This window comes from Ralstonia pickettii, from assembly GCF_016466415.2.
Lineage (GTDB): Bacteria > Pseudomonadota > Gammaproteobacteria > Burkholderiales > Burkholderiaceae > Ralstonia > Ralstonia pickettii.
Genome location: NZ_CP066771.1, coordinates 2,378,531 through 2,402,095, shown reverse-complemented (window position 1 = coordinate 2,402,095; position 23,565 = coordinate 2,378,531). Strand labels below are relative to the sequence as shown.

The following is a 23,565-nucleotide window of genomic DNA, read 5'->3' as shown; positions in this document are numbered from 1 at the left end:
CGGGTTCAGCGCAACGAGCGCTGCACCAACACGAGTACGGCAAACACACTGCACGCCACGGCAAACCAGCTGAAGAGTTGCGTGCCCGCCAACAGCGTCGCTTGCCGATCAATCTCGGCAGAGAGGCTTGCCAACCGCTCGGGCGTGAGCGGGTTGGCGGCTTGCAGGTCAGAGGTGAACCGTGTGACGTGCGCCACGATGAGCGAGCGCGATTCCGCCTGCTGCGTCTGCAGCGACACCGCCGCCAGCCCCGTGCCCACCGCCGTCGCAAACTGGCGCGCGATGTTCTTCATCTGATAGCCGTGCGCGAAGTCTTCGCGGTCGAGATCGAGGTAGGTCATCATCGCGACCTGGATCATCACCGCGCCCGGCGTGATGCCTTCCAGAATCGACACGGGGAAGAACGCGTAGTCCGGCGCGCCCGGCATCAGGCTTGTTGCCAGCAGCAGCGCCGCTGCCGCGTACACGGCAAAGCCGATGGCGATGAAGCGCCGCTTGCGGAAGAAGAACGGCAACCAGGCGGTCATGGCGACGGCTACCACGGTCGACACTGCCCCGCTGATCATCAGGAACAGCGTGGTCGTGCGGAACGTAAAACCCAGGCCGCCTTGCGATACCGCCGGAAAGAGGTACGACCAGTACCCGCTCATCAAGTAATAGATGCCGTAGAAACCAATGCCCCACAGGTAGCGGCGGCCGTTCAGCCGCGAGAGATCGAGCCACGGGTCTGGGTGCGTGCGCAGGCGGTGGATGGCCAGCAGCAAAGAAGCCGTGCCGCCCAGCAACAGCAGCGGAATCAAAGGCGAGGCCGTCAGCCGGTTGTAGCGCAGCTCTGACAGGCCCATCAGGAACGACAGCGCGCCGATGGCCATCGCACCCACGCCAATCCAATCCCATTGGCTTTGTTGCGGCGGCGCTGCATCGGGGCGGCGTGCAGCGCGTGTGCGCGGTTGATGGTGTTCGGGCGGCAGGAAGAACACCGCCATCCATGCCGCGCCGGCGAGCGCCAGTTCGATCCAGAAGATCACGCGCCACTCGCTGTATTCCAGCACTTCGGCGCAGATCCACGGTGCAATCGTGGTCAGCCCGAACAGGCCGACACTGAACATCAGCATCGGCGGAATGCGTTCGTCGGGCTCGGCCGCGAGTTGCACCAGGATGCGCGACGCCGAAAACAGGCCGCCCGCACCCAGGCCCTGGATAGTCCGTCCGATGACGAGCTCGCCGATGTTGTTGGACTCGGCGCACACCACGCAGCCGATGGCGAACAGCACGATGCCCGCCAGCGAATACATCCGGTAGCCCACGTGCGCGGCAATGCGGCCGATGGCGAGGTTGGCGACCACGGCCGCCACCGCATACGCTGTGACGGCGTATAGATACGCCTCGGGGCTCGCATGAACACCGCCCTGGATGTGCTGGCCCGCCACGGCGAACATCTGCGACGAGACAAAATCGAGACCCGTGGACAGGCCCATCGCCAGCCCAAAAGCGTGGACGCGCGCCGAAGAAAAGTGGGGAAACGCCCGCAGGGACGCGGGTTTGAGGATTTGCAGCGACATGTGCCCGAGCTTAAACTTGCCCGCCAGCCGGATAAACGGCCAACTCTAGGAACACTGTCCAGTCATGCGAACAATGGAGTGGAACGATTGGGAAACCTTCTGCCGCGTGGTGGAGGCCGGCAGCTTCACCGCCGCCGCCGAGGCGTTGGGCATCCCCAAATCGACCGCCAGCGCCGCCGTATCACGGCTGGAAGCCGGGCTGGGCGTGCGGCTCATGACCCGTACCACGCGACAGTTGCGGCTGACCGAAGCGGGCTCGCACTTCTACGACGACATCGCGCCGCTGTTCGAGCGCCTGCGCGAAGTGCACGCCGACACCACCGCGGCCAGCGAGACCGTGGCCGGCACGCTGCGTATCGCTGCGCCGTACGAAGTCGGTGCGCAGCACCTGACCGAACCCGTGTGCCGCACGCTGGAGAAATATCCGCATCTGCAAATCCAGGTGCACATCTCGTGGGAACAGCCAGACCTGCTCGCCAGCGGCTACGACATCGTCTTCGTCATGGTTGACCAGGTGTTGCCGGATTCCTCGCTGGTGGCGCGCCGCGTGGTGCTGATCCCGCGCGGTTTGTATGCGTCGCCGACCTTGCTGGCGGAACGCCCCCCGCTCAAGACGCCCGCCGACTTGGCCGGCTGGCCCTGCCTCTCCGGGCCTGACGACGCGAGTTGGGCCTTCCGCCCCGTTGGTGAGCCCGCCGTCGAACCCATCGAAGTCCCCATCCAGCCACGCCTACAGACGTTGAATGCCGAAATGCGCGCCCGCGCCGCCGTGCGCGGCCTGGGCGTGGCTCGCATGGCGCGCTCCGTGGGCGATACCGAAGTCGCAGCCGGCCGGCTCGTGCGTGTGCTGCCCGATTTCGAGCTGACCGCGCTGCGCGTCTACGCGCTGATGCCGGCTCGCAAGCTGGTGCCGCGCAAGGTGCGCGTGTTTCTGGATGCGCTGGAAGCAGAGGGCGCTTCCGCCACACCTGCACCCGCCTAGCCGAAGACCGGCGCCGGATGTCACAATCGGCGCTTCCCTATTCGGATTGTGAGGACCGGCGGCCATGCGTTTGCGCCAGATCGAAGTCTTCCGCGCCGTGATGCTGGTCGGGACCGTCAGCGAGGCGGCGCGCATGCTGAACGTGTCGCAGCCCGTGGTGACGCGTGTGCTGCAGCACACCGAGCTGCAACTCGGCTTCCGCCTGTTTGACCGCACCAAGGGCCGCCTGCAGCCCACCGCGGAGGCGTTCGAGCTGTTCAGCGAAGTCGAGCGGTTGTACCAGGAGGTCGAGCGCGTGCGGCGCGTGTCGGCCAATCTGCGTCACAAGGGCGCCGGGCGCTTGCGCGTGGCGGCAACGCCCAGCCTGGCCCCAAGCATCCTCGCGCCTGCCGTGCGGCGTTTCTCGCAGCGCCATCCCGATACGCTGGTGCGCGTGTTCACGCATCACACGGCCGAGATCGTGCAGGGGTTGCTTTCACAGGACATCGACGTCGGTTTTGCCTTTGCGCCGCCCGTGCATCCGGCCATCAGCACCACGCCGGTCGCCCAGGGTCGCATCCTCCTGGCCGCGCCGCGCGCCTGGGTGGGCGGCAAGACGGACGGCCGCGCGCTGCATAAGCTCCTTGCCGAGAAGCCGTTCATCGGACTGGAAGACCAGATCTCGCTTGGCTCGCTGGTCGGGCAGACGCTGGCGCGCGGCGGGCTGGCGCCGCAGTCGACGTTGGAAGTGCAGACGTATTCGTTGGCGCGTTCGCTGGTGGAGGAGTCGCTCGGCGTGACGATGCTCGATCAGTTCACAGCCGCCACCGGCAGCATGGAGCGCATCGCGCTGTTCGCGCTGGAGCCCGCGCAGACATTCGATGTGCGCGCCATGCGTGCCGAGCATCATGCGCCGTCATCGTTGGCGGATAGCCTCGTGCAGTGCTTTGCCGAAGCCGCACGTGCGTTGTCCGATGAACTTCCACAGCGCGTCGAGCCGACCGCATTTGTGCTCAAGCCCACCGAACCTGACAGCGACGCAGCAGACTAACCGGTTTCGCTGACCATTTTCAGGAGACGGATCCATGCGTCGTTTCGCAACTGCAGTGATGTTCGGGCTGGCGCTGGGCGCCGGCGTCTTCAGCGGCGTCGCCACCGCCCAGCAATCGCCGGTGCCCGGCATGTCGTCCGACGATCTGAACACGGCTCTCGACTTTGCCAAGGCCGGTCTCAACAAGGCCATCGATCAGGCGCGTGCGTATTCGGCGTTGCCGATCAAGGACCCGCACGACGTGCGCTACACGTGCGAAGGCGGCAAGACACTGCTCGTGAAATACATGACGGTGGGCGACACCCCGCTGGCCGCCATGCCGCTCAACGGCAAGACGCTGGTCTTTGCCAACGTGATGGCCGCTTCGGGTGCGCGCTATGCGTCGGGCCAATATGTGTGGTGGACGAAGGGCCCCACCGGCTTCCTCACCGACGAGACCCTGCCCGGCGGCCGCAATCAGCTCTACCGCGATTGCAGCGAAGCCACCAGCGGCCGGCCTTAAATTTCCTGCAGATCGTGCCCGACGATGATCTCGCCCTTGAAGTGCGGGCGTACGGCATCGAGCCAGACTGAATCTTCCAGATACGGGTACCCGCCGGGCACGAAGTGCGACAGCACCAGCGTCTTCACCTTGGCCTCGGTGGCGATGCGGCCGACCTCATCGGTGGAGGTGTGGCTCGCCAGCAGATGCTCGCGCAGCGTCTTGGCGTTCGGCTCGGTGGACAGCAGCTTGTCGAGCGACGGCAGGTGCATCACCTCATGAACGAGCACATCGGCGCCGTACGCCAGGCGCACGAGGTTTTCGCTCGGTGCCGTATCGCCGGAGATGACGATGGACCGGTCTGCCGAATCAAAGCGAAACGCAAATGCCGGCGACACTGGCGGGTGCTTGACCAGCGCGCTCGTTACCTTCACGTTGGCGTCCTGCATGACCAGCCCGCCTTCGCTGATTTCGTGCGGATGAATCATCGGCGCCAGCGGCGGACGGCCCTCATCGGCAATGCGGGTGCGGATGTCGTAGTCGTACAGCTCCAGGAACTTGGTCGTCATGGCGGCCAGCGGGGGCGGGCCCCAGGCGTCAACGGGGCCGGTCAGGTCGGTGGCCCACGCCAGCAGCATCAGCGTGCCGTAATCGGCGTTGTGGTCGGAGTGCTGATGCGTGAGGAAGACGTGGCGGATGTCCTTGAGCTTGAGGCCCGCCGTCACATACTGGCGTGCGACACCGTTGCCGCAATCGACCACGTACGACACGCCGTTGATGACGATCACCTGTGCCGGCGCCGAGCGATTCTTCTTGGGCGTGGGCCCGCCTGCCGTGCCCAGCAGGATCAACCGCGTGCCCTTCTTGGGCGCATCGGCGGCCAGGGCATGCAGCGGCAAACCGGCGGACGCCGCACCCGCGGCCAGCGCGCCGGCCTGCTGCATCCAGCGGCGACGGTTGTTGTCGAAGGCGTGCATGCGGCGGTCTCCTCTCTGTTGTTGTATGGGCGTGGGCCTTAGCGCGGCAGCCCGCCTACCTTCATGCCGGGCTTGACGCCCTTGCGTGCAAACCAGCCCTTGTTCATTTCCAGCGCGTAGCTGCCGGCCCGGGTGGGGCAGTGGTTGTCTTCGGTCTGCGGCTTCATCTCGGCAATGTCGGAGATGGTGCCGTCGTCGGTGATGAAGGCGATGGACAGCGGCAGGTCGGTGTTCTTCATCCAGAAGCAGTGGCCGGCGGATTCATCGAACACGAACAGCATGCCTGCGGTATCGGGCATGGTCTTGCGGAACATCAGGCCGGTCTCGCGCGTTTGCGGGGTGGCCGCCACCTCGGCCTTGACCTTGTACATGCCGATGGTCAGGTCGACCACGGGCAGGCCGGTATTCGGGGCGGTGGGCGCGGCGGGTGTCTGGGCGAGGGCTCCGGTGGCGGCAACGGCCAGCGACAGAGCGGCAAAGAGGCGGGACAGGGTGGTCATGGCGCGAACGGATCAGAAAAGAAACGCTCCATGATCGGCACTCGGCCAGCCGCCGTCAATGAAACGGCGGCGGGCTGTGCGACGAAGTTGTTACCGCGTGTTGGTGCCCGCGGGAGGCTGACGTTCGAGGGCGACCGTCTTCGCGGCCACCTTTGGCGCATGCGCGGAGCGCGCCTTGTCGGCAGCCGGATCGGGCATCAGCGCCACATACCGCGCATCGGTGAGCGTGCGCAGGAATGCAACGATGTCGTCAATTTCGTCTTCCGTCAGCGCAGGCGTGGTGCCGGGGCGGCGGTTCATCGGCACGGCATTCACGTTGATGTTGCCCTGGTACTTGGCCGGCACATCGTTGAAGCGCTTGCCGCCGGGGTACCACTGCGCGGGGTCGGTCGAGCGCGTGGCATAAAACGACACCGTGTCGCGCAGCGTGCGGAACACGCCGTTGTGCATGAACGTCTGGCGCACCGCCACGTTGCGCAGGCCGGCCGTGCGGAAGTAGCCGCACCACTGGTCGGGCTCCGGCCATTTCAGCGTCCGGGCGGTCTGGCACAGGCCGACGTCGAAGTGGCGTGCGTCCTTGTTGGCGGGCAGCAGCGGGTTGCGCGGCACGGCGATGGCGTCGTAGCCGAAATCCGTGAACAGCGAGCGCTCCGGCCGCGACGACGATTCCACCATCAGATGGCACGACGCACAGTTGCCTTTGTCCGGATTGCGGAACAGGGCGAGGCCGCGCATCTCGGCGGCGGAAAGCGGCGTGCGCTTGCGCAGGAAATCGTCGAAGCGGGAGGTGAACGGCGCCAGCTCGTCGCTCTGGAAATAGGCCTCCAGCGCCTTGCCCAGCACGCTGACCAGGCGTTCGGGCTCATGCACCGCATTGGCGCCGAACTGTTTTGCAAATGCCTCGCCAAGGTCGGTGCCGGCCACCTTGCGCTGCAGGTCGCGCGCTGATCGGTTGCCCATTTCGTCCGGGTTGAACAGCGGGCCGCGAATCTGTTCCGGGATGGAGTCTGCGCGGCCATCGGCAAAGAAGCCACCGAACGGCGACGGGAAGCTGGCGTCGTCGTCCTGGAAGAAATAGCGATGCGGGATGTAGCGCAGATACAGCAGCGACGGCGCGTTGCGTGCCGCCACGTGCCCGGGGCGGCTGCCGGCCGGCACGCCGATGCGTAGCGCCTCGCCCTTCAGCGTCGGCGCGAACGCGCGGCCGGGGTCATGGCACGCCGCGCACGACGTGCCTTGCGGCTCCGACAGGCGCGGATCGAAAAACACCCGCTTGCCGAGCGCGACGAGGTTCGGGTCCGGCTTGAACGCGGTCGACTCGGCAGGTGGCGGCACGGCGTCCAGCCTGGGCGTCAAGCCGATCGATTCAGCTGCCGCCGCACCCGAGCAGAGTGCGGCGGCAATCCACAGCGCGGTGCGCAGGTGCTTCAAGGTGCGACGAAGCCTGTCTTGTCGCACACCAGGCTCGTGCCGTTCTGCGTGCACGTTGTCAGCAGCTTGCCGGCTACGGTGTAGGCCTTGAACAACCAGCCCTTGGCGGGCGCGGGCTGGCGGTCCATCACCATGAAGCCGAACGAGTTGTTGTGCGAGATGCTGCCCACCGTTACCCCCGAAGCCGGGCTGATAGCCGGGAACGGATCGGGCAGGGCCACGTCGAGCGAATCGCCGGCGTTGCCGGCAACGATGGTCGCGGGGTGGTTGCTGGTGAAGTTGATTGCCTGGAAGTCATGCACGTGGCCGTGCAGCGCGACCTGCACGCCCGGCGGGTAATACGCCGTGGCGTTCAGGCTGTTCATGACCGACAGCAGCGCCGCATTGCCGCCCAGCGGCGTGCTGCCCGCGATGGGCACGAAGCCCAGGATCGGGTGGTGGTTGGTAAAGATGGACATCACGCCCGGCTTGGCGGCCAGCGTGCCCACCGTGCTGAACTGCTTCTGGTAGGTCTGGAACCACGGGTCGGTCGTCGCCAATGCCGTCGTGCCGGCCTTGGCCGAATCGAACACGATGACCTGCGTGTCGCTGCCGATGGCGACGGCGTACGGGTCCGACGCGTTAGCAGCGGTGTCGTTGGCCGGGTCGTCGCACGAGCGGGCGGTGGAGTACGGGCGTGGATCCAGGAAGCGGTACCACCCCTGGCCGGCGCGCGCGCATTCCTCGTGGTTGCCGCGCACCAGCACCCACGGAGCCGCAGCCATCAGCGGGGCGGCGGGCTGGAACAGGTCGGCCTGCCACGTATCCCAGCCGTATCCCCAGGGGCTGCCCTGGCAGCCGGCCACGTCAGGCGGGCATGCGTTTTCGCGATAGTGATAGTCGCCCACGTGGAGCACGAGGTCCGGGTTCATCTTGGCCGCCGTGGCGGCAGCGCTCGCAAACGGCCACGACAGCGGGTCGTTACACGACTGGAACGTGTTGCTCGACTTTTTCATGCGGCAGCCGGTGTCCGCCAGGATCACCACGCGCTGCGGGTTGGCCTTGGGCAGGGGCAGCACGCGCGAGCCGATCGACGCGGCCTTTGCCGTGGATGCCACGGTGGCTTCGCACGCGTTTACAGGGAAGGACGAAGCTTTCGAATCGCTGGCGGCACTGGCCGTGGTGCGCTGAGCCGGCGTGCCGGCCGCCACACGCAGCGTCATGCGCGTGGCGGTGCCGTCCACCGTCAGCAGTGGGCAGACCGAGCTGTCGACGGGCGAGGCGCTGTTCGTATAGCTGGTGACCGCGCGCACGACAGCCTGGTTGCTGTCGCCGATTTCCACCCATGCGGCCTGGATGTTGGCGTCAGCCGTGGCCGCATCCGAAGGCGTGGCCGTCGACACCGGCGTCGAATCGGACGACGAGCCACCGCAGCCTGCAATTACAGCGGCAGCGGCCAGCGCGGCAAGAGAGAGCATCGTGAACACGGTGCGTTTTCGTCGCACCGGAGCGAACATCGATCGGAATTCCATTGCGCCATCCCTGCTTCTTGTTGTGAGGAATGGGCAAGGTACTCAAGCTTGATGGCGCCATTTTGACAGCCTTGCATGCGCGCCCGGGTTTCCGCTCAGCAGGCGAGGGCAAAAAAAAAGCAGATGCATAAGCACCTGCTTTTTCTGAATCGGCCGAGCCACGCAGGCCCGACAGAAACACAAGCTTATTGCTTGGCGGCGTCAGCAGCCGGAGCCGAAGCGTCAGCAGCCTTCTTGGCAGCCTTCTTGTGGTGGTGCTTCTTGGCCTTCTTGGCCTTCGGGGCAGCCTTTTCAGCAGCCGGAGCAGCAGCTGCGTCAGCAGCCGGAGCGGAGGCTTGGGCGAACACACCGGTGGCGAACAGGCCGGCGATCAGGGCAGCGATCAGCTTCTTCATGGTGAATCCTTTTATAGATCAGTGAGTTAACCAACGACCCGCTAAATGAGTCATCTGCAATAACGCAGCCCGTTACAGGCGCGTTGACATGTCGCGTTGAATTTTTTGTGAGGTGGGGCAAAAGCTTCGGTGTGCCCTGATCCGCCATGTGGCGCATGTTGCGCTGCGCAAGAAAGATGCCCGATGCCCGGTGCGCCGCGGCAGCATTTCGGACCGGTCTGATTGGATGACGGCGCCCGCGCCTTGAAACTGCGAGCCGATTTTGCCCAAGGCCCACCGTGTCTATTCCGCCGACGTCCCCCCGCCCCACAGGGGCCGCCCAGCCCACCAAGCCTGCTCACTTCCGGCGCCGCGATTTTGTCCTCGGCTGCAGTACGTTGCTTCTGCTCGGCGCGGTGCCTGGCTTCCGTGCGCCTTCGCATGGCGCTTCCGCTCTCGACGATTTCATGCTTGTGTCGCAGACGCGCTCCGGCGCTCCGCTGGACCGCCACGCCGGTCTGTCCTGTTTCAGCCATTTGCACCAGGCTGACGATCGCTTTGTCGAACACATCCAGACGCTCGCATGGCTGGTCCGGCGCAATCCTGGCCTGGACGGCGTGGGCCTGATCCGTTTGCTCGACGCCGACAACGCGTTCGACCTGCGCGCCGCGTTGGCTCGACTGGCGGATGCCTGGAATGCCCGGCGGGGAGCGGCCCCCGGATTGATCGATGCCCGTGCCCGGATCGGCCGGGCTTCCGACGCCCGTCTGCCCGCCAGTTGACAGCAGCGCCGCCACGTGCGGGAGTATGGCGGATGGTGAAATTTTCCGGCATAATGCGAAATTCACTCTTGTGTCTTATATAAGAGTTGCGGCCTGCGCGGGATGCGAGATTTGTGCGGTGCATCGTGAGCGCGTCATCGTAGGCCGTTAGAATCGCCAGTTCATTGCAGTGCGCCACGCCGGCCAACCCGAGAGCGGCGCGCTGTGCTGTCAACCCCCACCGTCCACCCGCTACCTGCGGTCTGCACTGGAGTCGTCCATGTATCAACACATCAAGGTCCCGGCCGGCGAGAAGATCACCGTCAACCAAGACTTCTCCCTCAACGTTCCGAACAACCCGATCATTCCGTACATCGAAGGTGACGGCACCGGCTTCGACATCACCCCGGTGATGATCAAGGTGGTGGACGCGGCGGTTGAGAAGGCTTACAAGGGCGAGCGCAAGATTTCCTGGATGGAAATCTACGCCGGCGAGAAGTCGACCAAGGTGTACGGCCCGGACGTGTGGCTGCCGGAAGAGACCCTGCAAGTCCTGAAGGACTACGTGGTGTCGATCAAGGGCCCGCTGACGACGCCGGTGGGCGGCGGCATCCGTTCGCTGAACGTGGCGCTGCGCCAGGAGCTGGACCTCTACGTCTGCCTGCGCCCGGTGCGCTACTTCAAGGGCGTGCCCTCGCCGGTCAAAGAGCCGGAAAAGACCGACATGGTCATCTTCCGCGAGAACTCGGAAGACATCTACGCCGGTATCGAATTCGAAGCCCAGAGCGACAAGGCCAAGAAGCTGATCAAGATCCTGCAGGACGAATTCGGCGTGAAGAAGATTCGCTTCCCGGAAACGTCGGGCATCGGCGTGAAGCCGGTTTCGCGCGAAGGCACGGAGCGTCTGGTGCGCAAGGCCATCCAGTATGCGATCGACAACGACAAGCCGTCGGTCACGATCGTGCACAAGGGCAACATCATGAAGTTCACGGAAGGTGGCTTCCGTGACTGGGCCTACGCGCTGGCACAGAAGGAATTCGGCGCCGAGCTGATCGACGGCGGCCCGTGGTGCAAGTTCAAGAACCCGAAGACGGGCAAGGAAATCATCGTCAAGGACGCGATTGCCGACGCCTTCCTGCAGCAGATCCTGCTGCGTCCGGCCGAGTACTCGGTGGTGGCAACGCTGAACCTGAACGGCGACTACATCTCCGACGCCCTGGCTGCACAAGTTGGCGGTATCGGTATCGCCCCGGGTGCCAACCTGTCGGATTCGGTGGCGATGTTCGAAGCCACCCACGGCACGGCTCCCAAGTACGCAGGCAAGGACTACGTGAACCCGGGTTCGGAAATCCTGTCGGCCGAAATGATGCTGCGTCACATGGGCTGGACGGAAGCCGCTGACCTGATCATCTCGTCGATCGAGAAGTCGATCCTGTCGAAGAAGGTCACGTATGACTTCGCCCGCCTGCTGGAAGGCGCGACCCAAGTGTCGTGCTCGGGCTTCGGTCAAGTGATGATCGACAATATGTAAGCACGCGCTTCGCGGCTTCGGCCGTGATGCAAAGGAAAACCCCGGCAGCTTCGGCTGGCCGGGGTTTTTTTATTTCGCGCCGCCAACGGCCATCCGCAGACGCTCGCAGTTCTGGCCGCGTTCGCACGCGAAAAAAAGGGTGGGCGAGCCCCAACAAGCCCCAACGCCGGTGCTGCAACAACGGCGCTGCGGGCCCATGCGCCGGGCCTCGCCCATTGATCAGCAGGGGTGTTCGGGTTGCTCTGGCAAGTCCGCCGTGCTCGTTGCGGAATGCTTGGGGGCTGCGGCGCGCGCGGACAGGGCACGCAAAAACTCACGCGCGGCGCCAACACCTTTTTGATATTCGGTGAGCGAATCGCCAGCCGGGGAATTGGCGGATTTGGAGATCGAGCGGGTCACGGCATTCCTTTTCAGCTGATGAACGGAACCGCGCCCAACCCTTGGTGGAGGGGTGGGCGAGCACAGGCAAGGTGGAAAACCGATGCGTAACAGTCGGCGCGGCCGAAGCCGCTCATGCCTGGCTCGCCCCAGGAGGGTGACGAAGCCAAGCCATAGCAGTCGAGGGCAAGAACCTATGCTCGGTCCTCACCCGTTACGCACGAGGTTTCCACACCTCGATCACTTTCTCTATGGCACTGAAAGCGATGGCGCGAGTGTACCGATGGCTGCTTCGTCTGAGCAGGGGCGAAACTATAAATCAGAATTTGCCTAGGGGATGCGCATGCGCGGCGCGGATGCTGTGTCTCGCCGCTGCGCGTTCGGGTGGTGCCTCAGTGCGGCAACCGCGTTGTGCCGGGCGATTGTGGCCCAGGCGAGCGTCCGCGCAATGCATCGCGCAGCTGCCGCACACCGCGCCACAGCTTGGGCAGTAACCACGCCGATACCAATAGCAGCAGCGCCAGCACCACCAGAAACGCAATCGGCAGGAAAAACGCCATCAACAAACCACCGCTGGCGGCCACGTCTTCGCTGAACGACGCCACCCAGTTCGAGAAAGGCTCCGGCGACGTGTTGATCAGTGCGCGCGTGCCGGCCTTGGTGGCATGCGCCGTGCCGGCCAGCGTCCCGCCGATCAGTCCTGCAGCCACCATCCATTGCGGATCGAGCTGCCCGAACGCGGCGGCGGCCAGAATCGCACCCGCAGGCACGCGGATGAAGGTCTGGATGCCATCCCACACCGAATCGAAACCGGGAATCTTGTCGGCCAGGAATTCCGCCACCGCCAGCACACCGGCCAGGCCGATCACCCACCACGATTCCAGCATCTGCAGGCCGGGCGGCAAATGTAGCCAACCCGTGCGGCCCAGGACGCCCGCAGCAAATACGGCCAAGTAGAGGCGAAATCCGCTGGTCCAGGAGAGTCCGGCTGCCAGCGCGGCGGTTTCCAGCATGAGGTTCCTTGGGAGCGAAGAAGGGGCGTGCGAACGATCAATCGATATTGCAGTGTAGTGCGCGCTCGCCTGCGCCGCGGCCTAAAGCAGCGTGCCCTGCGACAGGATCTTGTCGCAAGCCTGCCGGGTGATCTGCGATCTGAGGCTGCCCAGGTCGAATGTGTTGCCGTCTGAGCCGGTCAGGATGCCATTTGTGCCCTCGATGGAACCCGGGTTGTCCAAAACGACGTGTTGCGCGCGGTGCACCGCCGTCATTGTCCTGCGCCCGGGCAACAAAAAACCCGGCATGTCGCCGGGTTTTTTGCATTAGGGCACCATCGCCATGCGGCAAGGTGCCGCACAACGCCAATCAGGCAGCCTGGATGTTGGTGGCCTGCTTGCCCTTCGGGCCTTGCGTCACTTCAAACGAGACGCGCTGATTTTCCTTGAGCGTCTTGAAGCCAGCCATTTGGATGGCCGAGAAATGCGCGAACAGCTCTTCGCCGCCTTCGTCAGGCGAGATGAAACCGAAACCCTTGGCGTCGTTAAACCATTTGACCGTACCGAGTGCCATGAAAACCCCTCCGTTAAAACACAAGTCCGAGCCGGGAGGGGTGTGCCTGTCGGGGCAGTGCAGAGCGGTACCGCGCAGTCATCGCCCGGCCGCCGGCCCGCAGGGCACGACGAATGGCACGGGTGGAACCGCGCCGCAAGCGATCGGTCTTCTTGTGGCAAACACCACAGCCTGAAGCGGTTGTCGATCTGTTGTCGACTGGTGTGAGGCCTCCCGGGCTCACCATTCATGTGGCTCACTGCCAACGGTTTGCGGGGCAGTAGAGAGCACATGCTGAATTCGATTGTTCGAGGAATGTAAGAGACTGTCAAGGCCACGAACGGTGGGTTTGTGGCGAAAAACGGTCAGTTTCTGAAGAGGATTTGCTCGAAATCCGGTCGATCGCCTCAAAGTACGGAAAACGATTGGCATCTCGGGCGCGGCGCTTGCGCGGGTTTCAGCCAGCGCGGAGGCGGCAAGACCCTTCGCGCCCGAGGGCTGACGGACGCACGCGGCACGGGCCAAACCGTTTGTAGACCTTGAAGTCGGCGTTATTTCCCCAAATTGCGAACTCGAAAGGAGTGGTTAGAATAGGACCATGGCAATCCGGCAAGCGACCACTCCACAACACGATGCAGGCACCGTCCTGGAGCGGAAAGAGCAAGCGCTCAAACCGCCCGCGATGTACAAGGTGCTGCTGCTTAACGACGACTACACCCCGATGGAATTCGTCGTGATGATTCTTCAACAATACTTCAGCAAAGACCGGGAAACAGCCACACAAATCATGCTGACGGTGCATCGGGAAGGTAAGGGCGTGTGCGGTCTCTACACCCGGGATATCGCCGCGACGAAAGTGGAATTGGTGTCAACCCATGCACGGCAAGCGGGCCATCCGCTGCAGTGTGTGATGGAGGAAGCATGATTGCGCAAGAACTGGAAGTCAGCCTGCATATGGCGTTTGTTGAAGCCCGCCAGGCTCGCCACGAATTCATTACGGTGGAGCATCTGCTGCTTGCGCTGCTGGACAACCCGACGGCCGCCGAGGTGCTTCGCGCCTGCGCTGCCAACATCGAAGACCTCCGCACGCACCTGAAGAACTTCATCGCCGACAACACCCCGGTGGTACCCGGCACGGACGAGGTGGACACGCAGCCGACGCTCGGCTTCCAGCGCGTGATCCAGCGCGCCATCATGCACGTGCAATCGACCTCCAACGGCAAGAAGGAAGTCACGGGCGCGAACGTGCTGGTGGCCATCTTCGGCGAGAAGGATTCGCACGCGGTGTACTACCTCCAGCAACAGGGCGTGACCCGGCTGGACGTCGTCAACTTCATCAGCCACGGCATCCGCAAGGACCAGGCTGAGCCCGCCAAGCAGGGTGAGGGCAACCCCGAAGGCGAAGGCGGCGACGGCAAGGAAAGCCCGCTCGAGCAGTTCACCCAAAACCTGAATGCGCTGGCCAAGGCCGGCAAGATCGATCCGCTGATCGGCCGCGAGCAGGAAGTCGAGCGCGTGGTGCAGGTGCTGTGCCGCCGCCGCAAGAACAACCCGCTGCTGGTGGGCGAGGCCGGTGTCGGCAAGACGGCCATCGCCGAGGGCCTGGCATGGCGCATCACCAAGGGCGAAGTGCCGGACATTCTCGCGAAGTCCGTCGTCTACTCGCTCGACATGGGCGCGCTGCTGGCCGGCACCAAGTACCGCGGCGACTTTGAGCAACGCCTGAAGGGCGTGCTGAAGTCGCTCAAGGACAACCCCAACGCGATCCTGTTCATCGACGAAATCCATACGCTGATCGGCGCGGGCGCCGCTTCGGGCGGCACGCTGGACGCCAGCAATCTGCTCAAGCCGGCGCTGTCGTCGGGCGCGCTCAAATGCATCGGGGCGACGACGTTCACGGAATACCGCGGCATCTTTGAGAAGGACGCAGCACTGTCCCGCCGCTTCCAGAAGATCGATGTGGTAGAGCCGACGGTCGATCAGACCGTGCAGATTCTGCGTGGCCTGAAGTCGCGCTTTGAAGAACACCATGGCGTCAAGTACGCATCGTCGGCGCTGACCGCCGCGGCTGAATTGTCGGCGCGCTTCATCACCGATCGTCACCTGCCGGACAAGGCCATTGACGTGATCGACGAAGCCGGTGCAGCGCAGCGCATCCTGCCGAAGTCGAAGCAGAAGAAGACGATCGGCAAGGGCGAGATCGAGGTCATCGTCTCGCGCATCGCCCGTGTCCCGCCGCAAAGCGTGTCGCAGGACGATCGCAGCAAGCTGCAGACGCTGGAGCGCGACCTGAAGTCGGTCGTGTTCGGGCAGGACCCTGCCATCGATGCGTTGGCTTCGGCCATCAAGATGTCGCGTGCCGGCCTAGGCAAGACGGATAAGCCGATCGGCTCGTTCCTGTTCAGCGGCCCGACGGGCGTGGGCAAGACGGAAGTCGCCAAGCAGCTCGCGTTCATCCTCGGCATCGAGCTGATCCGCTTCGACATGTCGGAGTACATGGAGCGCCATGCGGTGAGCCGGCTGATCGGCGCGCCTCCGGGCTACGTGGGCTTCGACCAAGGCGGTCTGCTGACAGAAGCCGTGACCAAGAAGCCGCACTGCGTGCTGCTGCTGGACGAGATCGAGAAGGCGCACCCGGACATCTTCAACATCCTGCTGCAGGTGATGGACCACGGCGCGCTGACGGACAACAACGGCCGCAAGGCGGATTTCCGCAACGTGATCATCATCATGACGACCAATGCGGGCGCCGAGACGATGAACAAGGCAACGATCGGTTTCACCACGGCGCGCGAACAGGGCGACGAGATGGCCGACATCAAGCGCATGTTCACGCCGGAGTTCCGCAACCGTCTGGACGCAACCATCAGCTTCCGCTCGCTGGATGAGGAAATCATCATGCGCGTGGTCGACAAGTTCCTCATGCAGCTGGAAGAGCAACTGCACGAGAAGAAGGTGGATGCCATCTTCACCGAGAAGCTGCGTCGCTTCCTGGCGAAGAAGGGCTTCGACCCGCTGATGGGCGCGCGCCCGATGCAGCGTTTGATTCAGGATCTGATCCGCAAGGCACTGGCCGACGAACTGCTGTTCGGCAAGCTGGTGAATGGCGGAAAGGTGGTCGTGGATCTGGACGATGCGGATGCGGTGAAGCTGGAGTTCTCCGAGAACGAAGCGCCGCCGGCACCTGCCCAGGAAGAAGCGGAAGCCTGACGAGCTTGTCGCACCAAACAAAAGGCCCGGAAGTTCCGGGCCTTTTTTCTTATGCGTAGGCGATGTTGTCAGTGGCGCCCGGTGCTGCCGAAACCACCGGCACCGCGCTCGCTCTCGGCAAAGTCGTCGACGATGTTCAGCTCGGCTTGCACGACCGGCACGATCACCAGTTGTGCAAGGCGCTCCATCGGATTGAGCACGAATGCCGTGCTGCCACGGTTCCACGTGCTGACCATGAGTTGGCCTTGATAGTCCGAATCGATCAGCCCGACCAGGTTGCCGAGCACGATGCCGTGCTTGTGGCCCATGCCCGAGCGCGGCAGGATCAGCGCGGCATAGCCCGGATCGGCCAGGTGGATGGCCATGCCGGTCGGGACCAGATGCGTGGTGCCGGGCTCGATGGTGAGCGGGGCGTCGATGCAGGCGCGCAGGTCCAGCCCGGCGCTGCCGGTGGTGGCGTACTGCGGAAGCTGGTCGTGCAGGCGGGCGTCGAGGATCTTGACGTCGAGTTTCATGCGGGGCTGGCCGAAGAGGTTGCAGAAGCCGGAGATGGTAGCGCAAACGCGTCGGCCAGCAGCTCGTAGGAGCGCAGGCGTGCCTTGTAGCTCGGTGCGACGGTCAGCACGATCAGTTCATCGGCGACAAAGCGTTCTTTGAGCGCATGCATCTGCTCGGCGACGGATTCCGGCGTGCCGATGATGCTGCGCGGGCGCTCGCGCATGACGATGGCTTGGTCGCGCTCGGTGTAGACGTGGGCTTCGCCTTGTTCGACGGTGGGGATCGGGCCGTTCACGCCAAGCGCCATTTGCACACGGCGCAGATCAATCGCAGCCTCGTAGCGGCGCGCCTCGGCTTCGGTGTCGGCGGCGATGACAAAGATGGCGGCGGCGCTATACGGGCGTGCATCGTAGCCGGGTTCGAAATCGGTGCGGTACTGCTGCGCGACGATGTGCCCGACGTGCGGATTGATGAAGTGCGCGAACGCGAAACGGATGCCCAGGCGAGCTGCGAGCGCGCCGCCGAAATCGCTGGAGCCGAGCACCCACAGTTCGGGACGGGTGTCGATCTCGGGCTGCAGGATGACGCCGTAGGCGGGGTGATCCGGCGGCAGCGTGCCCGTCAGGTGCCAGATCAGTTCTTGCACCTGCTGCGGGAAGATGTCGCCGCGGTTGTAGTCACCCATGGCTACGGCCTGCGCGGTACGCATGTCGCCGCCCGGTGCGCGGCCGACGCCCAGGTCGATGCGGTTCGGAAACAGCGCCTCCAGCAGGCGGAACTGCTCGGCCAGCTTGAACGGGCTGTAGTACGGCAGCATCACACCGCCGGAGCCGACGCGCAGGTGCTTCGTGGCGCTCGCCACGCGGGCGATCATCACTTCCGGCGCAGGGTTGCTGACGCCGCGCAGGCCGTGGTGTTCGGCGCACCAGTAGCGCGTGTAGCCGAGCGCATCCGTCAGTTGCGCCAAGTCGACCGTAGCGGCGATGGCATCGCGTGCGCTGTGGCCGTAGATGACGGGGCTTTGGTCCAGGACGGACAGACGGATCGGCGCGGCGCTCATGACTGAGCCCCGTGCACGCGATCGGCGATGGCCGCGACGATCTGGCGCGCGAGCGTCAGCTTGTCGGCACGCGGCAGGCGCGTGATCCCCTTTGCATCGAAGAGCGCGACTTCATTGTCGTCGTGGCCGAAAGTCTGATGGCCGAGATTGCCGACCAGCAACGGGATGCCTTTTTTCTGACGCTTGGCCTCGCCGAACTCCTCCAGGCGCTCCGTTTCGGCCGCAAAACCGACGCAGAACGGCGCATTCGGGCGGCGTGCGACAGCCGCCAGGATGTCGGGGTTCTGCGTGAACGTAAGAGAGGGCACGTCGGCGTCGCTCTGCTTCTTGAGCTTGTGCTCTGCCGCCTGTGCCACACGCCAATCGGCAACAGCGGCGACGGCAATGAAGATGTCGTTCTTTGCCGTATCCAGTTCGTGCATGACGGCGTCGTGCATCTGCTGGGCGGTTTGCACATCGATGCGCAATACGCCCGCAGGGGTGTCCTGATGGCACGGCCCGGCGACGAGCGTGACTTCCGCGCCGGCCTGCGATGCAGCGCGGGCCAGCGCAAAGCCCATCTTGCCGCTGGACAGGTTCGTGATGCCGCGCACCGGGTCGATCGGCTCGAAGGTCGGGCCCGCCGTCAGCAGCACCCGGTGGCCGCGCAGCAGCTTGGGCTGGAAGAAGCCAATGAGCTGCTCGACGATGTCTTCGGGCTCTAGCATGCGGCCGTCGCCGACTTCGCCGCAGGCCTGGTCGCCGGCATCGGGGCCGAGCAGGGTGACGTCGTCGGCGCGCAGTTGAGCGGCATTGCGTTGTGTGGCGGGTGCGGCCCACATCTGCCGGTTCATCGCGGGCGCCACGAGCAGGGGGCAATCACGTGCGATGCACAGCGTAGAGAGCAGATCGTCTGCCATGCCATGCGCGAGCTTGGCCATAAAGTCGGTGGACGCTGGCGCGATGACGATGGCATCGGCCTCGCGCGACAGGTCGATGTGCGGCATGTTGTTGCCAATGCGGCCATCCCACTGCGACGTAAAAACCGGGCGGCCGGAAAGCGCCTGCATCGTCACCGGCGTGATGAAGTGCGTGGCGGCCTCGGTCATCACCACCTGCACGGTTGCGCCTGCCTTGGTCAACAGCCGCACCAGCTCGGCGGACTTGTAGCACGCGATGCCGCCGGTCAGGCCGAGGACGAAATGTTTGCCTTGCAGTTCCATAACAACCCGCTTGGGAATCCGATTGACGCAATATGCGCGGGCAGGATACAACCCGGTGCCCGGGCCTCCTGCTGAACAGTGGCGATGATACCGGCTTGCCCCAGGGCGCGTCTGGCGCCACGGTTTTTCGTCAAATGCGTATTCCCGATATGGTTTTCGGTCGTTCGACAGTTGGCAGTGTCCTCGCCTGGATTGGCGGTTGCGCCATCGTTGCAATGGTGTTCAGTGCCGTGCTCGTCTGCGGGGCCAAGAGTTGGCTGCGCGAGGAGCCGAGGCTTGCACACGCCGACGTGATCGTCGTGCTGGGCGGCGAATCGGGGCAGCGCGTGATTGGCGCCGCCGAGCTGTACCACGCAGGCGCGGCGCCCCGCGTGTTCGTGAGCGGGCAGGGCGATTGCCTACTGATCGAACGTCGCCTGGTGATGGCGGGTGTGCCCGCAGAGCGCATCGGCCACGAATGTGTGTCAGGCAGCACGATGGAAAATGCGCGGATGACGCGCGAGACGCTAGCGGGCCAGCAGGTGCAAAGCGCAATACTGGTCACGAGCTGGTATCACACCGGCCGGGCGCTGGCCGTGTTCCGCAAGGCGTGGCCGGAAATCACGTGGGGTGCGCAGGGCGTATTCCCGGGCGACACGCTGGCCAAGTCGGTGCCGGTCTACGAAGCCGGGTCGATTCTTGCCGAGTACGTAAAACGGGTGTGGTACGCCGTGCGTTACTGAACCCGGGCCTTACTCAGCGAGCATGGGCCGCGCATCGGCGGCCAAGTCGCCAAGCGAGGGCGGATCGCGTCGCGCTGGTAGAAATCCCGCAACCAGTCGCGCAGCGCGCTGCTGGCGTGGAGATGCGCCGAGATGCCGCCGAACACGGCGAGCTTCGGGGGGGGGGATCTTCTGCGCGATGCCGCCGGCCGGGCCGGTGCGCAGCGCTCAGAACGCCGCATCGAGGCGGATGACCGGCGCGGCAACCATCGATGTACCTTGCCCGGCGCCTCGCCGCTCAGATGGACCAGCGCGTCCTGTTCGTGGCGATGCGCGGGCCGGCCTCATCGAGGCACAGCACCGCTTCTCCGTTCAAATGCTGGGGGTCTGGAACGGCAGTCTTAGCGACGAACCCGCCGCAGTTCGTCGACAATCAACAGGACCGCGCCGATGGTGATACCGCAGTCCGCCACGTTGAAGGCCGGCCAGTGGTAGTTGTGCAGGTAGAAGTCGAGAAAGTCGACCACGTGGCCGTAGATGACGCGGTCGATCACGTTGCCCAGCGCGCCGCCCAGAATCAGCGCCAGCGCGAAGCAGAACATCTTCTGCCCGCTGTGCCGCTTGAGCAGCCACACGATGAACAGCGCCGCCGCCACGCCCAGCCCCGTGAAGAACCAGCGCTGCCAGCCCCCCGCCGCGGCCAGGAACGAAAACGCCGCTCCCTTGTTATAGGCGAGCACCAGGTTGAAGAAGCCGGTGACCGGGCGCGACTCGCCGTAAGTGAAGGTTTTGAGGACAGCGATCTTGGTCAACTGGTCCAGCAGGATCCAGATGACGGCCAGGCCGAGCCAGGGGCCCACGCCATGACCGCCGCTGCTCTTCTTCAGCCCGATCGATTTGCTCTTGCCGTTGTTGCGAGTGGCCATCAGGCAGCGCTCCGTTGTTCGCCGGCGCCGAACAGGTTGTCGGTGCAGCGCTTGCAGAGGGTCGGGTGAGCGTGATCGTGGCCGACGTCGGCGCGGTAATGCCAGCAGCGCTCGCACTTGGCGTGCGTGGACGGCACCACGGTGATGAGCAGATCGCCGCCTTCCGGGGCGCGTTCCAGCTTCGCCGCCGACGTGATCAGCACGAAACGCAGGTCGTCGCCGAGGCTGGCCAGCGCGTCATGCACCGATTCACCCGCCGACACCGTCACTTCTGCCTGCAGCGACGAGCCGATCTTGCCATCGATGCGTAGCGCTTCCAGTTGCTTGGTCACTTCGCCGCGCACGTTGCGGATGGCGGCCCACTTCTCCAGCAGGGCGCTGGCGCCTTGCGGCACCGGAGCGTTGTAATACGTGCTGGTGAAGATGGTGTCGCTGTGCTCCGTGCCGTGGGCGAAGACCTGCCATGCCTCTTCGGCCGTGAACGACAGGAACGGCGCCATCCAGTGCAGCATGGCCTGGGTGATGTGATACAGCGCGTTCTGTGCCGAGCGGCGCGCCACCGAATCGGGCGCCGTGGTGTACAGGCGGTCCTTCAGCACGTCGAGGTAGAAGCCGCCCAGGTCTTCCGAGCAGAACGTCTGCAGCTTGGCGACCACCGGGTGGAACTCGTACACGTCGTAGTGCGACAGCACTTCCTTTTGCAGCGAATCCGTCAGCGCTACGGCATAGCGGTCGATTTCGAGCCATTGCTCGGTCGGCAACGCGTGCTTGGCGTGATCGTAGTCGGTCAGGTTGGCGAGCAGGAAGCGCAGCGTGTTGCGGATGCGGCGATAGCCTTCCACCACGCGCTTCAGGATCTCATCCGAGATGGCCAGTTCGCCCGAGTAGTCGGTCGAGGCCACCCACAGGCGGATGATCTCGGCGCCCATCTTGTTGGCGATTTCCTGCGGCGCGATCGTGTTGCCGATCGACTTCGACATCTTCCGGCCTTCGCCGTCCACCGTGAAGCCGTGCGTGAGCAGGCCCTTGTACGGCGGCTTGCCGTACAGCATCGAAGCCGTCAGGAGCGACGAATGGAACCAGCCGCGGTGCTGGTCGGAACCTTCCAAGTACAGATCAGCCAAGCGGCCGTCCGGCAAGTCGGCCGATGCATCGTACAGATCCGCCGCATGCGAGCCACGGATGACGTGCCAGTGCGTCGTGCCCGAGTCGAACCACACGTCGAGCGTGTCGCGATTCTTCTCGTACATGTCGGCCTCGTCGCCGAGCAGCTCGCGCGGGTCCAGCGTCTGCCAGGCTTCGATGCCGCTCTGTTCGATGCGCTGGGCGACCTGCTCCAGCAGCTCGGGCGTGCGTGGGTGCAGCGCGCCGGTTTCCTTGTGCACGAAGAAGGCCATCGGCACGCCCCATTGGCGCTGGCGCGACAGCGTCCAGTCCGGGCGGTTGGCGATCATGTTGTGCAGGCGCTGCTTGCCCCACGACGGGTAGAACGCGGTGGCATCGATGCCGGCGAGCGCCGTTTCGCGCAGCGTGGCGTTGCCGTCGTTGGGCTGCACGTCCATCCCCGCAAACCACTGCGACGTGGCGCGATAGATGATCGGCGTCTTGTGGCGCCAGCAGTGCATATAGCTGTGCGCGTACTTGTGCGCGTCGAACAGGTTGCCGGATTCGCGCAGCACCTCGACGATCTTCGGGTTGGCATCCCAGATCATCTGGCCGCCGAACAGCGGCAGCGTCGATGCGTACACGCCGTTGCCCATGACCGGGTTGATGATTTCCGAGTCGGGCATGTTGTGGGCCTTGCACGACTGGAAGTCTTCCACGCCGTAGGCGGGCGCGGAGTGGACGATGCCGGTACCGGTGTCGATGGTCACGTAGTCGCCGAGGTAGACCGGCGAGGTGCGATCGTAGCCCGCGTCCATCTTAGCGAGCGGATGGTGGAAACGTACGCCCGACAGGGCTGCGCCTTCGCACGTGGCCAGGACGGTGCCTTCGAGCTTCCAGCTTTGCAGGCAGGCTTCGACGCGCTCCTTGGCAACGATCAGCAGCCCGCGAGCCGTGTCGACCAGCGCGTATTCGATTTCCGGGTGCAGGTTCAGCGCCTGGTTGGACGGAATCGTCCACGGCGTGGTGGTCCAGATCACGATCCAACCCGGCTTGGCCTTGAGCACATCGGCGCCGACGTGGAAGGCGCTCGCCAGCGCGTCGATGTCGGCGAACGGGAAGCCGACGTCGATCGACAGGTCGGTGCGATCCGCGTATTCGACTTCCGCCTCGGCCAATGCCGAGCCGCAGTCGAAGCACCAGTTGACCGGCTTCAAGCCGCGGAACACGTAGCCCTTTTCCAGGATCTTGCCCAGCGCGCGCACTTCATCCGCTTCGTTGCGGAAGTTCATGGTCAGGTACGGATCGGCCCAATCGCCCAGCACGCCCAGGCGCTCGAAATCCGCCTTCTGGCGGGCGATCTGGCCCGTGGCGTAAGCACGCGCTTTCTCTTGCACTTCCTTGACCGGCAGGCCCTTGCCGAACTGCTTTTCGATCTGGATTTCGATCGGCATGCCGTGGCAATCCCAGCCCGGCACATAGACGGCGTCCAGCCCGGTCAGGCCGCGCGCCTTGATCACCATGTCCTTGAGGATCTTGTTGACCGCATGGCCGATGTGCAGATCGCCGTTGGCATACGGCGGGCCGTCGTGAAGGATGAACTTCTTCGCGCCCTTCCGCGCGGCGCGGATCTTCTTGTAGAGCTGCTTGTCCTGCCATTGCTTGACCCACAGCGGTTCGCGCTTGGGCAGGTCGCCGCGCATAGGGAAGGGCGTGTCCAGCAGGTTGACCGGGTACTTGCTCTTCTCCGGCGTAGGCTTCTTGGAATCGGACATGGTGTGATGTGGGGCAGATTCGGGCA

At 64.6% G+C, this 23,565-nt stretch carries 23 protein-coding genes; 8 read left to right on the top strand and 15 right to left on the bottom strand.

The window, feature by feature from the left end:
• Positions 1 to 5: 5 nt before the first annotated feature.
• On the bottom strand, positions 6 to 1,562 hold the full coding sequence (locus RP6297_RS11330) for an MFS transporter (protein ID WP_009241331.1): 1,557 nt from the start codon (positions 1,560 to 1,562) through the stop codon (positions 6 to 8).
• A 73-nt stretch (positions 1,563 to 1,635) separates the two neighbouring features.
• Between RP6297_RS11330 and RP6297_RS11325 the strand changes: the two genes are divergently transcribed.
• The 3 genes from RP6297_RS11325 to RP6297_RS11315 all read left to right on the top strand — a co-directional run bounded on the left by RP6297_RS11325 (position 1,636) and on the right by RP6297_RS11315 (position 4,076).
• Positions 1,636 to 2,544, top strand: a complete 909-nt coding sequence (locus tag RP6297_RS11325) for a LysR family transcriptional regulator (protein WP_009241330.1) — start codon at positions 1,636 to 1,638, stop codon at positions 2,542 to 2,544.
• A gap of 64 nt (positions 2,545 to 2,608) precedes the next feature.
• On the top strand, positions 2,609 to 3,574 hold the full coding sequence (locus RP6297_RS11320; protein ID WP_009241329.1) for a LysR family transcriptional regulator: 966 nt from the start codon (positions 2,609 to 2,611) through the stop codon (positions 3,572 to 3,574).
• Positions 3,575 to 3,608: 34 nt separating this feature from the next.
• A complete protein-coding gene (locus RP6297_RS11315; RefSeq protein WP_009241328.1) occupies positions 3,609 to 4,076 on the top strand; it encodes an MliC family protein in 468 nt (155 codons plus the stop codon).
• Here RP6297_RS11315 and RP6297_RS11310 read toward each other — a convergent pair.
• From RP6297_RS11310 to RP6297_RS11290, 5 genes are all read right to left on the bottom strand, one after another.
• Positions 4,073 to 5,032, bottom strand: a complete 960-nt coding sequence (locus RP6297_RS11310) for an MBL fold metallo-hydrolase (RefSeq protein WP_009241327.1) — start codon at positions 5,030 to 5,032, stop codon at positions 4,073 to 4,075. The two genes, RP6297_RS11315 and RP6297_RS11310, sit on opposite strands and share 4 nt — an antisense overlap.
• Positions 5,033 to 5,070: 38 nt before the next feature.
• Positions 5,071 to 5,532 (bottom strand): DUF192 domain-containing protein, encoded by a 462-nt coding sequence (locus RP6297_RS11305; RefSeq protein ID WP_004631906.1) that lies wholly within the window; start codon positions 5,530 to 5,532, stop codon positions 5,071 to 5,073.
• A 90-nt stretch (positions 5,533 to 5,622) separates the two neighbouring features.
• Entirely contained in the window at positions 5,623 to 6,963 is a 1,341-nt protein-coding gene (locus tag RP6297_RS11300; RefSeq protein ID WP_009241326.1) for a cytochrome-c peroxidase, read from the bottom strand.
• Positions 6,960 to 8,474 carry a metallophosphoesterase gene (locus RP6297_RS11295; RefSeq protein WP_009241325.1) on the bottom strand — a complete coding sequence of 505 codons (1,515 nt, stop codon included), beginning with the start codon at positions 8,472 to 8,474 and terminating at the stop codon, positions 6,960 to 6,962. The genes RP6297_RS11300 and RP6297_RS11295 overlap by 4 nt, the downstream gene beginning before the upstream one ends.
• A 185-nt stretch (positions 8,475 to 8,659) precedes the next feature.
• Positions 8,660 to 8,869 (bottom strand): hypothetical protein, encoded by a 210-nt coding sequence (locus RP6297_RS11290; protein WP_009241324.1) that lies wholly within the window; start codon positions 8,867 to 8,869, stop codon positions 8,660 to 8,662.
• Positions 8,870 to 9,246: 377 nt separating this feature from the next.
• Here RP6297_RS11290 and RP6297_RS11285 point away from each other — a divergent pair, with 377 nt between their 5' ends.
• Together RP6297_RS11285 and icd are read left to right on the top strand one after the other, a co-directional pair.
• Positions 9,247 to 9,630 (top strand): hypothetical protein, encoded by a 384-nt coding sequence (locus RP6297_RS11285; RefSeq protein WP_009277416.1) that lies wholly within the window; start codon positions 9,247 to 9,249, stop codon positions 9,628 to 9,630.
• Between the two features lie 259 nt (positions 9,631 to 9,889).
• Complete coding sequence (icd, locus tag RP6297_RS11280; RefSeq protein ID WP_004631917.1) at positions 9,890 to 11,140, top strand: NADP-dependent isocitrate dehydrogenase; 1,251 nt, start codon at positions 9,890 to 9,892, stop codon at positions 11,138 to 11,140.
• A gap of 219 nt (positions 11,141 to 11,359) precedes the next feature.
• On the opposite strand, the gene RP6297_RS11275 is transcribed toward icd, so the two are convergent.
• From RP6297_RS11275 to RP6297_RS11260, 4 genes are all read right to left on the bottom strand, one after another.
• The gene (locus tag RP6297_RS11275; RefSeq protein WP_009277417.1) at positions 11,360 to 11,539 is read right to left on the bottom strand and encodes a hypothetical protein; all 180 of its coding nucleotides are present in this window, start codon (positions 11,537 to 11,539) and stop codon (positions 11,360 to 11,362) included.
• 371 nt (positions 11,540 to 11,910) lie between these two features.
• Positions 11,911 to 12,531 carry a DUF4126 domain-containing protein gene (locus tag RP6297_RS11270; RefSeq protein WP_004631947.1) on the bottom strand — a complete coding sequence of 207 codons (621 nt, stop codon included), beginning with the start codon at positions 12,529 to 12,531 and terminating at the stop codon, positions 11,911 to 11,913.
• 81 nt (positions 12,532 to 12,612) lie between these two features.
• Positions 12,613 to 12,786: a DUF2501 domain-containing protein gene (locus RP6297_RS11265; RefSeq protein ID WP_009277418.1), complete on the bottom strand. Its 174-nt coding sequence runs from the start codon at positions 12,784 to 12,786 to the stop codon at positions 12,613 to 12,615.
• Between the two features lie 94 nt (positions 12,787 to 12,880).
• A complete protein-coding gene (locus RP6297_RS11260; RefSeq protein ID WP_004631953.1) occupies positions 12,881 to 13,084 on the bottom strand; it encodes a cold-shock protein in 204 nt (67 codons plus the stop codon).
• Between the two features lie 577 nt (positions 13,085 to 13,661).
• Here RP6297_RS11260 and clpS point away from each other — a divergent pair.
• Both clpS and clpA read left to right on the top strand, forming a co-directional pair.
• The gene (gene clpS / locus RP6297_RS11255; protein ID WP_004631954.1) at positions 13,662 to 13,988 is read left to right on the top strand and encodes an ATP-dependent Clp protease adapter ClpS; all 327 of its coding nucleotides are present in this window, start codon (positions 13,662 to 13,664) and stop codon (positions 13,986 to 13,988) included.
• Positions 13,985 to 16,273 carry an ATP-dependent Clp protease ATP-binding subunit ClpA gene (gene clpA / locus RP6297_RS11250; RefSeq protein WP_009241321.1) on the top strand — a complete coding sequence of 763 codons (2,289 nt, stop codon included), beginning with the start codon at positions 13,985 to 13,987 and terminating at the stop codon, positions 16,271 to 16,273. The genes clpS and clpA overlap by 4 nt, the downstream gene beginning before the upstream one ends.
• Positions 16,274 to 16,341: 68 nt before the next feature.
• Here the strand turns inward: clpA and dut are convergent, their stop codons facing one another.
• The 3 genes from dut to coaBC are packed head-to-tail and all read right to left on the bottom strand — an operon-like array spanning position 16,342 to position 19,033.
• Positions 16,342 to 16,788 (bottom strand): dUTP diphosphatase, encoded by a 447-nt coding sequence (gene dut, locus RP6297_RS11245; RefSeq protein WP_009241320.1) that lies wholly within the window; start codon positions 16,786 to 16,788, stop codon positions 16,342 to 16,344.
• The gene (locus RP6297_RS11240) at positions 16,785 to 17,831 is read right to left on the bottom strand and encodes an LLM class flavin-dependent oxidoreductase (protein ID WP_009241319.1); all 1,047 of its coding nucleotides are present in this window, start codon (positions 17,829 to 17,831) and stop codon (positions 16,785 to 16,787) included. Before RP6297_RS11240 ends, dut begins: the two co-directional genes overlap by 4 nt.
• Positions 17,828 to 19,033, bottom strand: a complete 1,206-nt coding sequence (gene coaBC / locus RP6297_RS11235; protein WP_009241318.1) for a bifunctional phosphopantothenoylcysteine decarboxylase/phosphopantothenate--cysteine ligase CoaBC — start codon at positions 19,031 to 19,033, stop codon at positions 17,828 to 17,830. The genes RP6297_RS11240 and coaBC overlap by 4 nt, the downstream gene beginning before the upstream one ends.
• 149 nt (positions 19,034 to 19,182) lie before the next feature.
• On the opposite strand from coaBC, the gene RP6297_RS11230 reads away from it, so the two are divergent.
• Positions 19,183 to 19,755, top strand: a complete 573-nt coding sequence (locus RP6297_RS11230) for a YdcF family protein (protein ID WP_037028169.1) — start codon at positions 19,183 to 19,185, stop codon at positions 19,753 to 19,755.
• A 380-nt stretch (positions 19,756 to 20,135) separates the two neighbouring features.
• Here the strand turns inward: RP6297_RS11230 and lspA are convergent, their stop codons facing one another.
• Both lspA and ileS read right to left on the bottom strand, forming a co-directional pair.
• A complete protein-coding gene (gene lspA, locus RP6297_RS11225; RefSeq protein ID WP_009241316.1) occupies positions 20,136 to 20,660 on the bottom strand; it encodes a signal peptidase II in 525 nt (174 codons plus the stop codon).
• Positions 20,660 to 23,539: an isoleucine--tRNA ligase gene (gene ileS / locus RP6297_RS11220; RefSeq protein WP_009241315.1), complete on the bottom strand. Its 2,880-nt coding sequence runs from the start codon at positions 23,537 to 23,539 to the stop codon at positions 20,660 to 20,662. The genes lspA and ileS overlap by 1 nt, the downstream gene beginning before the upstream one ends.
• Positions 23,540 to 23,565 lie beyond the last annotated feature (26 nt).

Coding starts and splice junctions, on each gene's coding strand:
- RP6297_RS11325 (WP_009241330.1), top strand. CDS start 1,636: ATGGAGTGGAACGATTGGGAAACCTTCTGCCGCGTGGTGGAGGCCGGC.
- RP6297_RS11330 (WP_009241331.1), bottom strand. CDS start 1,562: ATGTCGCTGCAAATCCTCAAACCCGCGTCCCTGCGGGCGTTTCCCCAC.
- RP6297_RS11230 (WP_037028169.1), top strand. CDS start 19,183: ATGGTTTTCGGTCGTTCGACAGTTGGCAGTGTCCTCGCCTGGATTGGC.
- RP6297_RS11290 (WP_009241324.1), bottom strand. CDS start 8,869: ATGAAGAAGCTGATCGCTGCCCTGATCGCCGGCCTGTTCGCCACCGGT.
- icd (WP_004631917.1), top strand. CDS start 9,890: ATGTATCAACACATCAAGGTCCCGGCCGGCGAGAAGATCACCGTCAAC.
- RP6297_RS11315 (WP_009241328.1), top strand. CDS start 3,609: ATGCGTCGTTTCGCAACTGCAGTGATGTTCGGGCTGGCGCTGGGCGCC.
- lspA (WP_009241316.1), bottom strand. CDS start 20,660: ATGGCCACTCGCAACAACGGCAAGAGCAAATCGATCGGGCTGAAGAAG.
- coaBC (WP_009241318.1), bottom strand. CDS start 19,033: ATGGAACTGCAAGGCAAACATTTCGTCCTCGGCCTGACCGGCGGCATC.
- RP6297_RS11295 (WP_009241325.1), bottom strand. CDS start 8,474: ATGGAATTCCGATCGATGTTCGCTCCGGTGCGACGAAAACGCACCGTG.
- RP6297_RS11310 (WP_009241327.1), bottom strand. CDS start 5,032: ATGCACGCCTTCGACAACAACCGTCGCCGCTGGATGCAGCAGGCCGGC.
- RP6297_RS11320 (WP_009241329.1), top strand. CDS start 2,609: ATGCGTTTGCGCCAGATCGAAGTCTTCCGCGCCGTGATGCTGGTCGGG.
- dut (WP_009241320.1), bottom strand. CDS start 16,788: ATGAAACTCGACGTCAAGATCCTCGACGCCCGCCTGCACGACCAGCTT.
- RP6297_RS11265 (WP_009277418.1), bottom strand. CDS start 12,786: ATGACGGCGGTGCACCGCGCGCAACACGTCGTTTTGGACAACCCGGGT.
- RP6297_RS11305 (WP_004631906.1), bottom strand. CDS start 5,532: ATGACCACCCTGTCCCGCCTCTTTGCCGCTCTGTCGCTGGCCGTTGCC.
- ileS (WP_009241315.1), bottom strand. CDS start 23,539: ATGTCCGATTCCAAGAAGCCTACGCCGGAGAAGAGCAAGTACCCGGTC.
- RP6297_RS11260 (WP_004631953.1), bottom strand. CDS start 13,084: ATGGCACTCGGTACGGTCAAATGGTTTAACGACGCCAAGGGTTTCGGT.
- RP6297_RS11270 (WP_004631947.1), bottom strand. CDS start 12,531: ATGCTGGAAACCGCCGCGCTGGCAGCCGGACTCTCCTGGACCAGCGGA.
- clpA (WP_009241321.1), top strand. CDS start 13,985: ATGATTGCGCAAGAACTGGAAGTCAGCCTGCATATGGCGTTTGTTGAA.
- clpS (WP_004631954.1), top strand. CDS start 13,662: ATGGCAATCCGGCAAGCGACCACTCCACAACACGATGCAGGCACCGTC.
- RP6297_RS11240 (WP_009241319.1), bottom strand. CDS start 17,831: ATGAGCGCCGCGCCGATCCGTCTGTCCGTCCTGGACCAAAGCCCCGTC.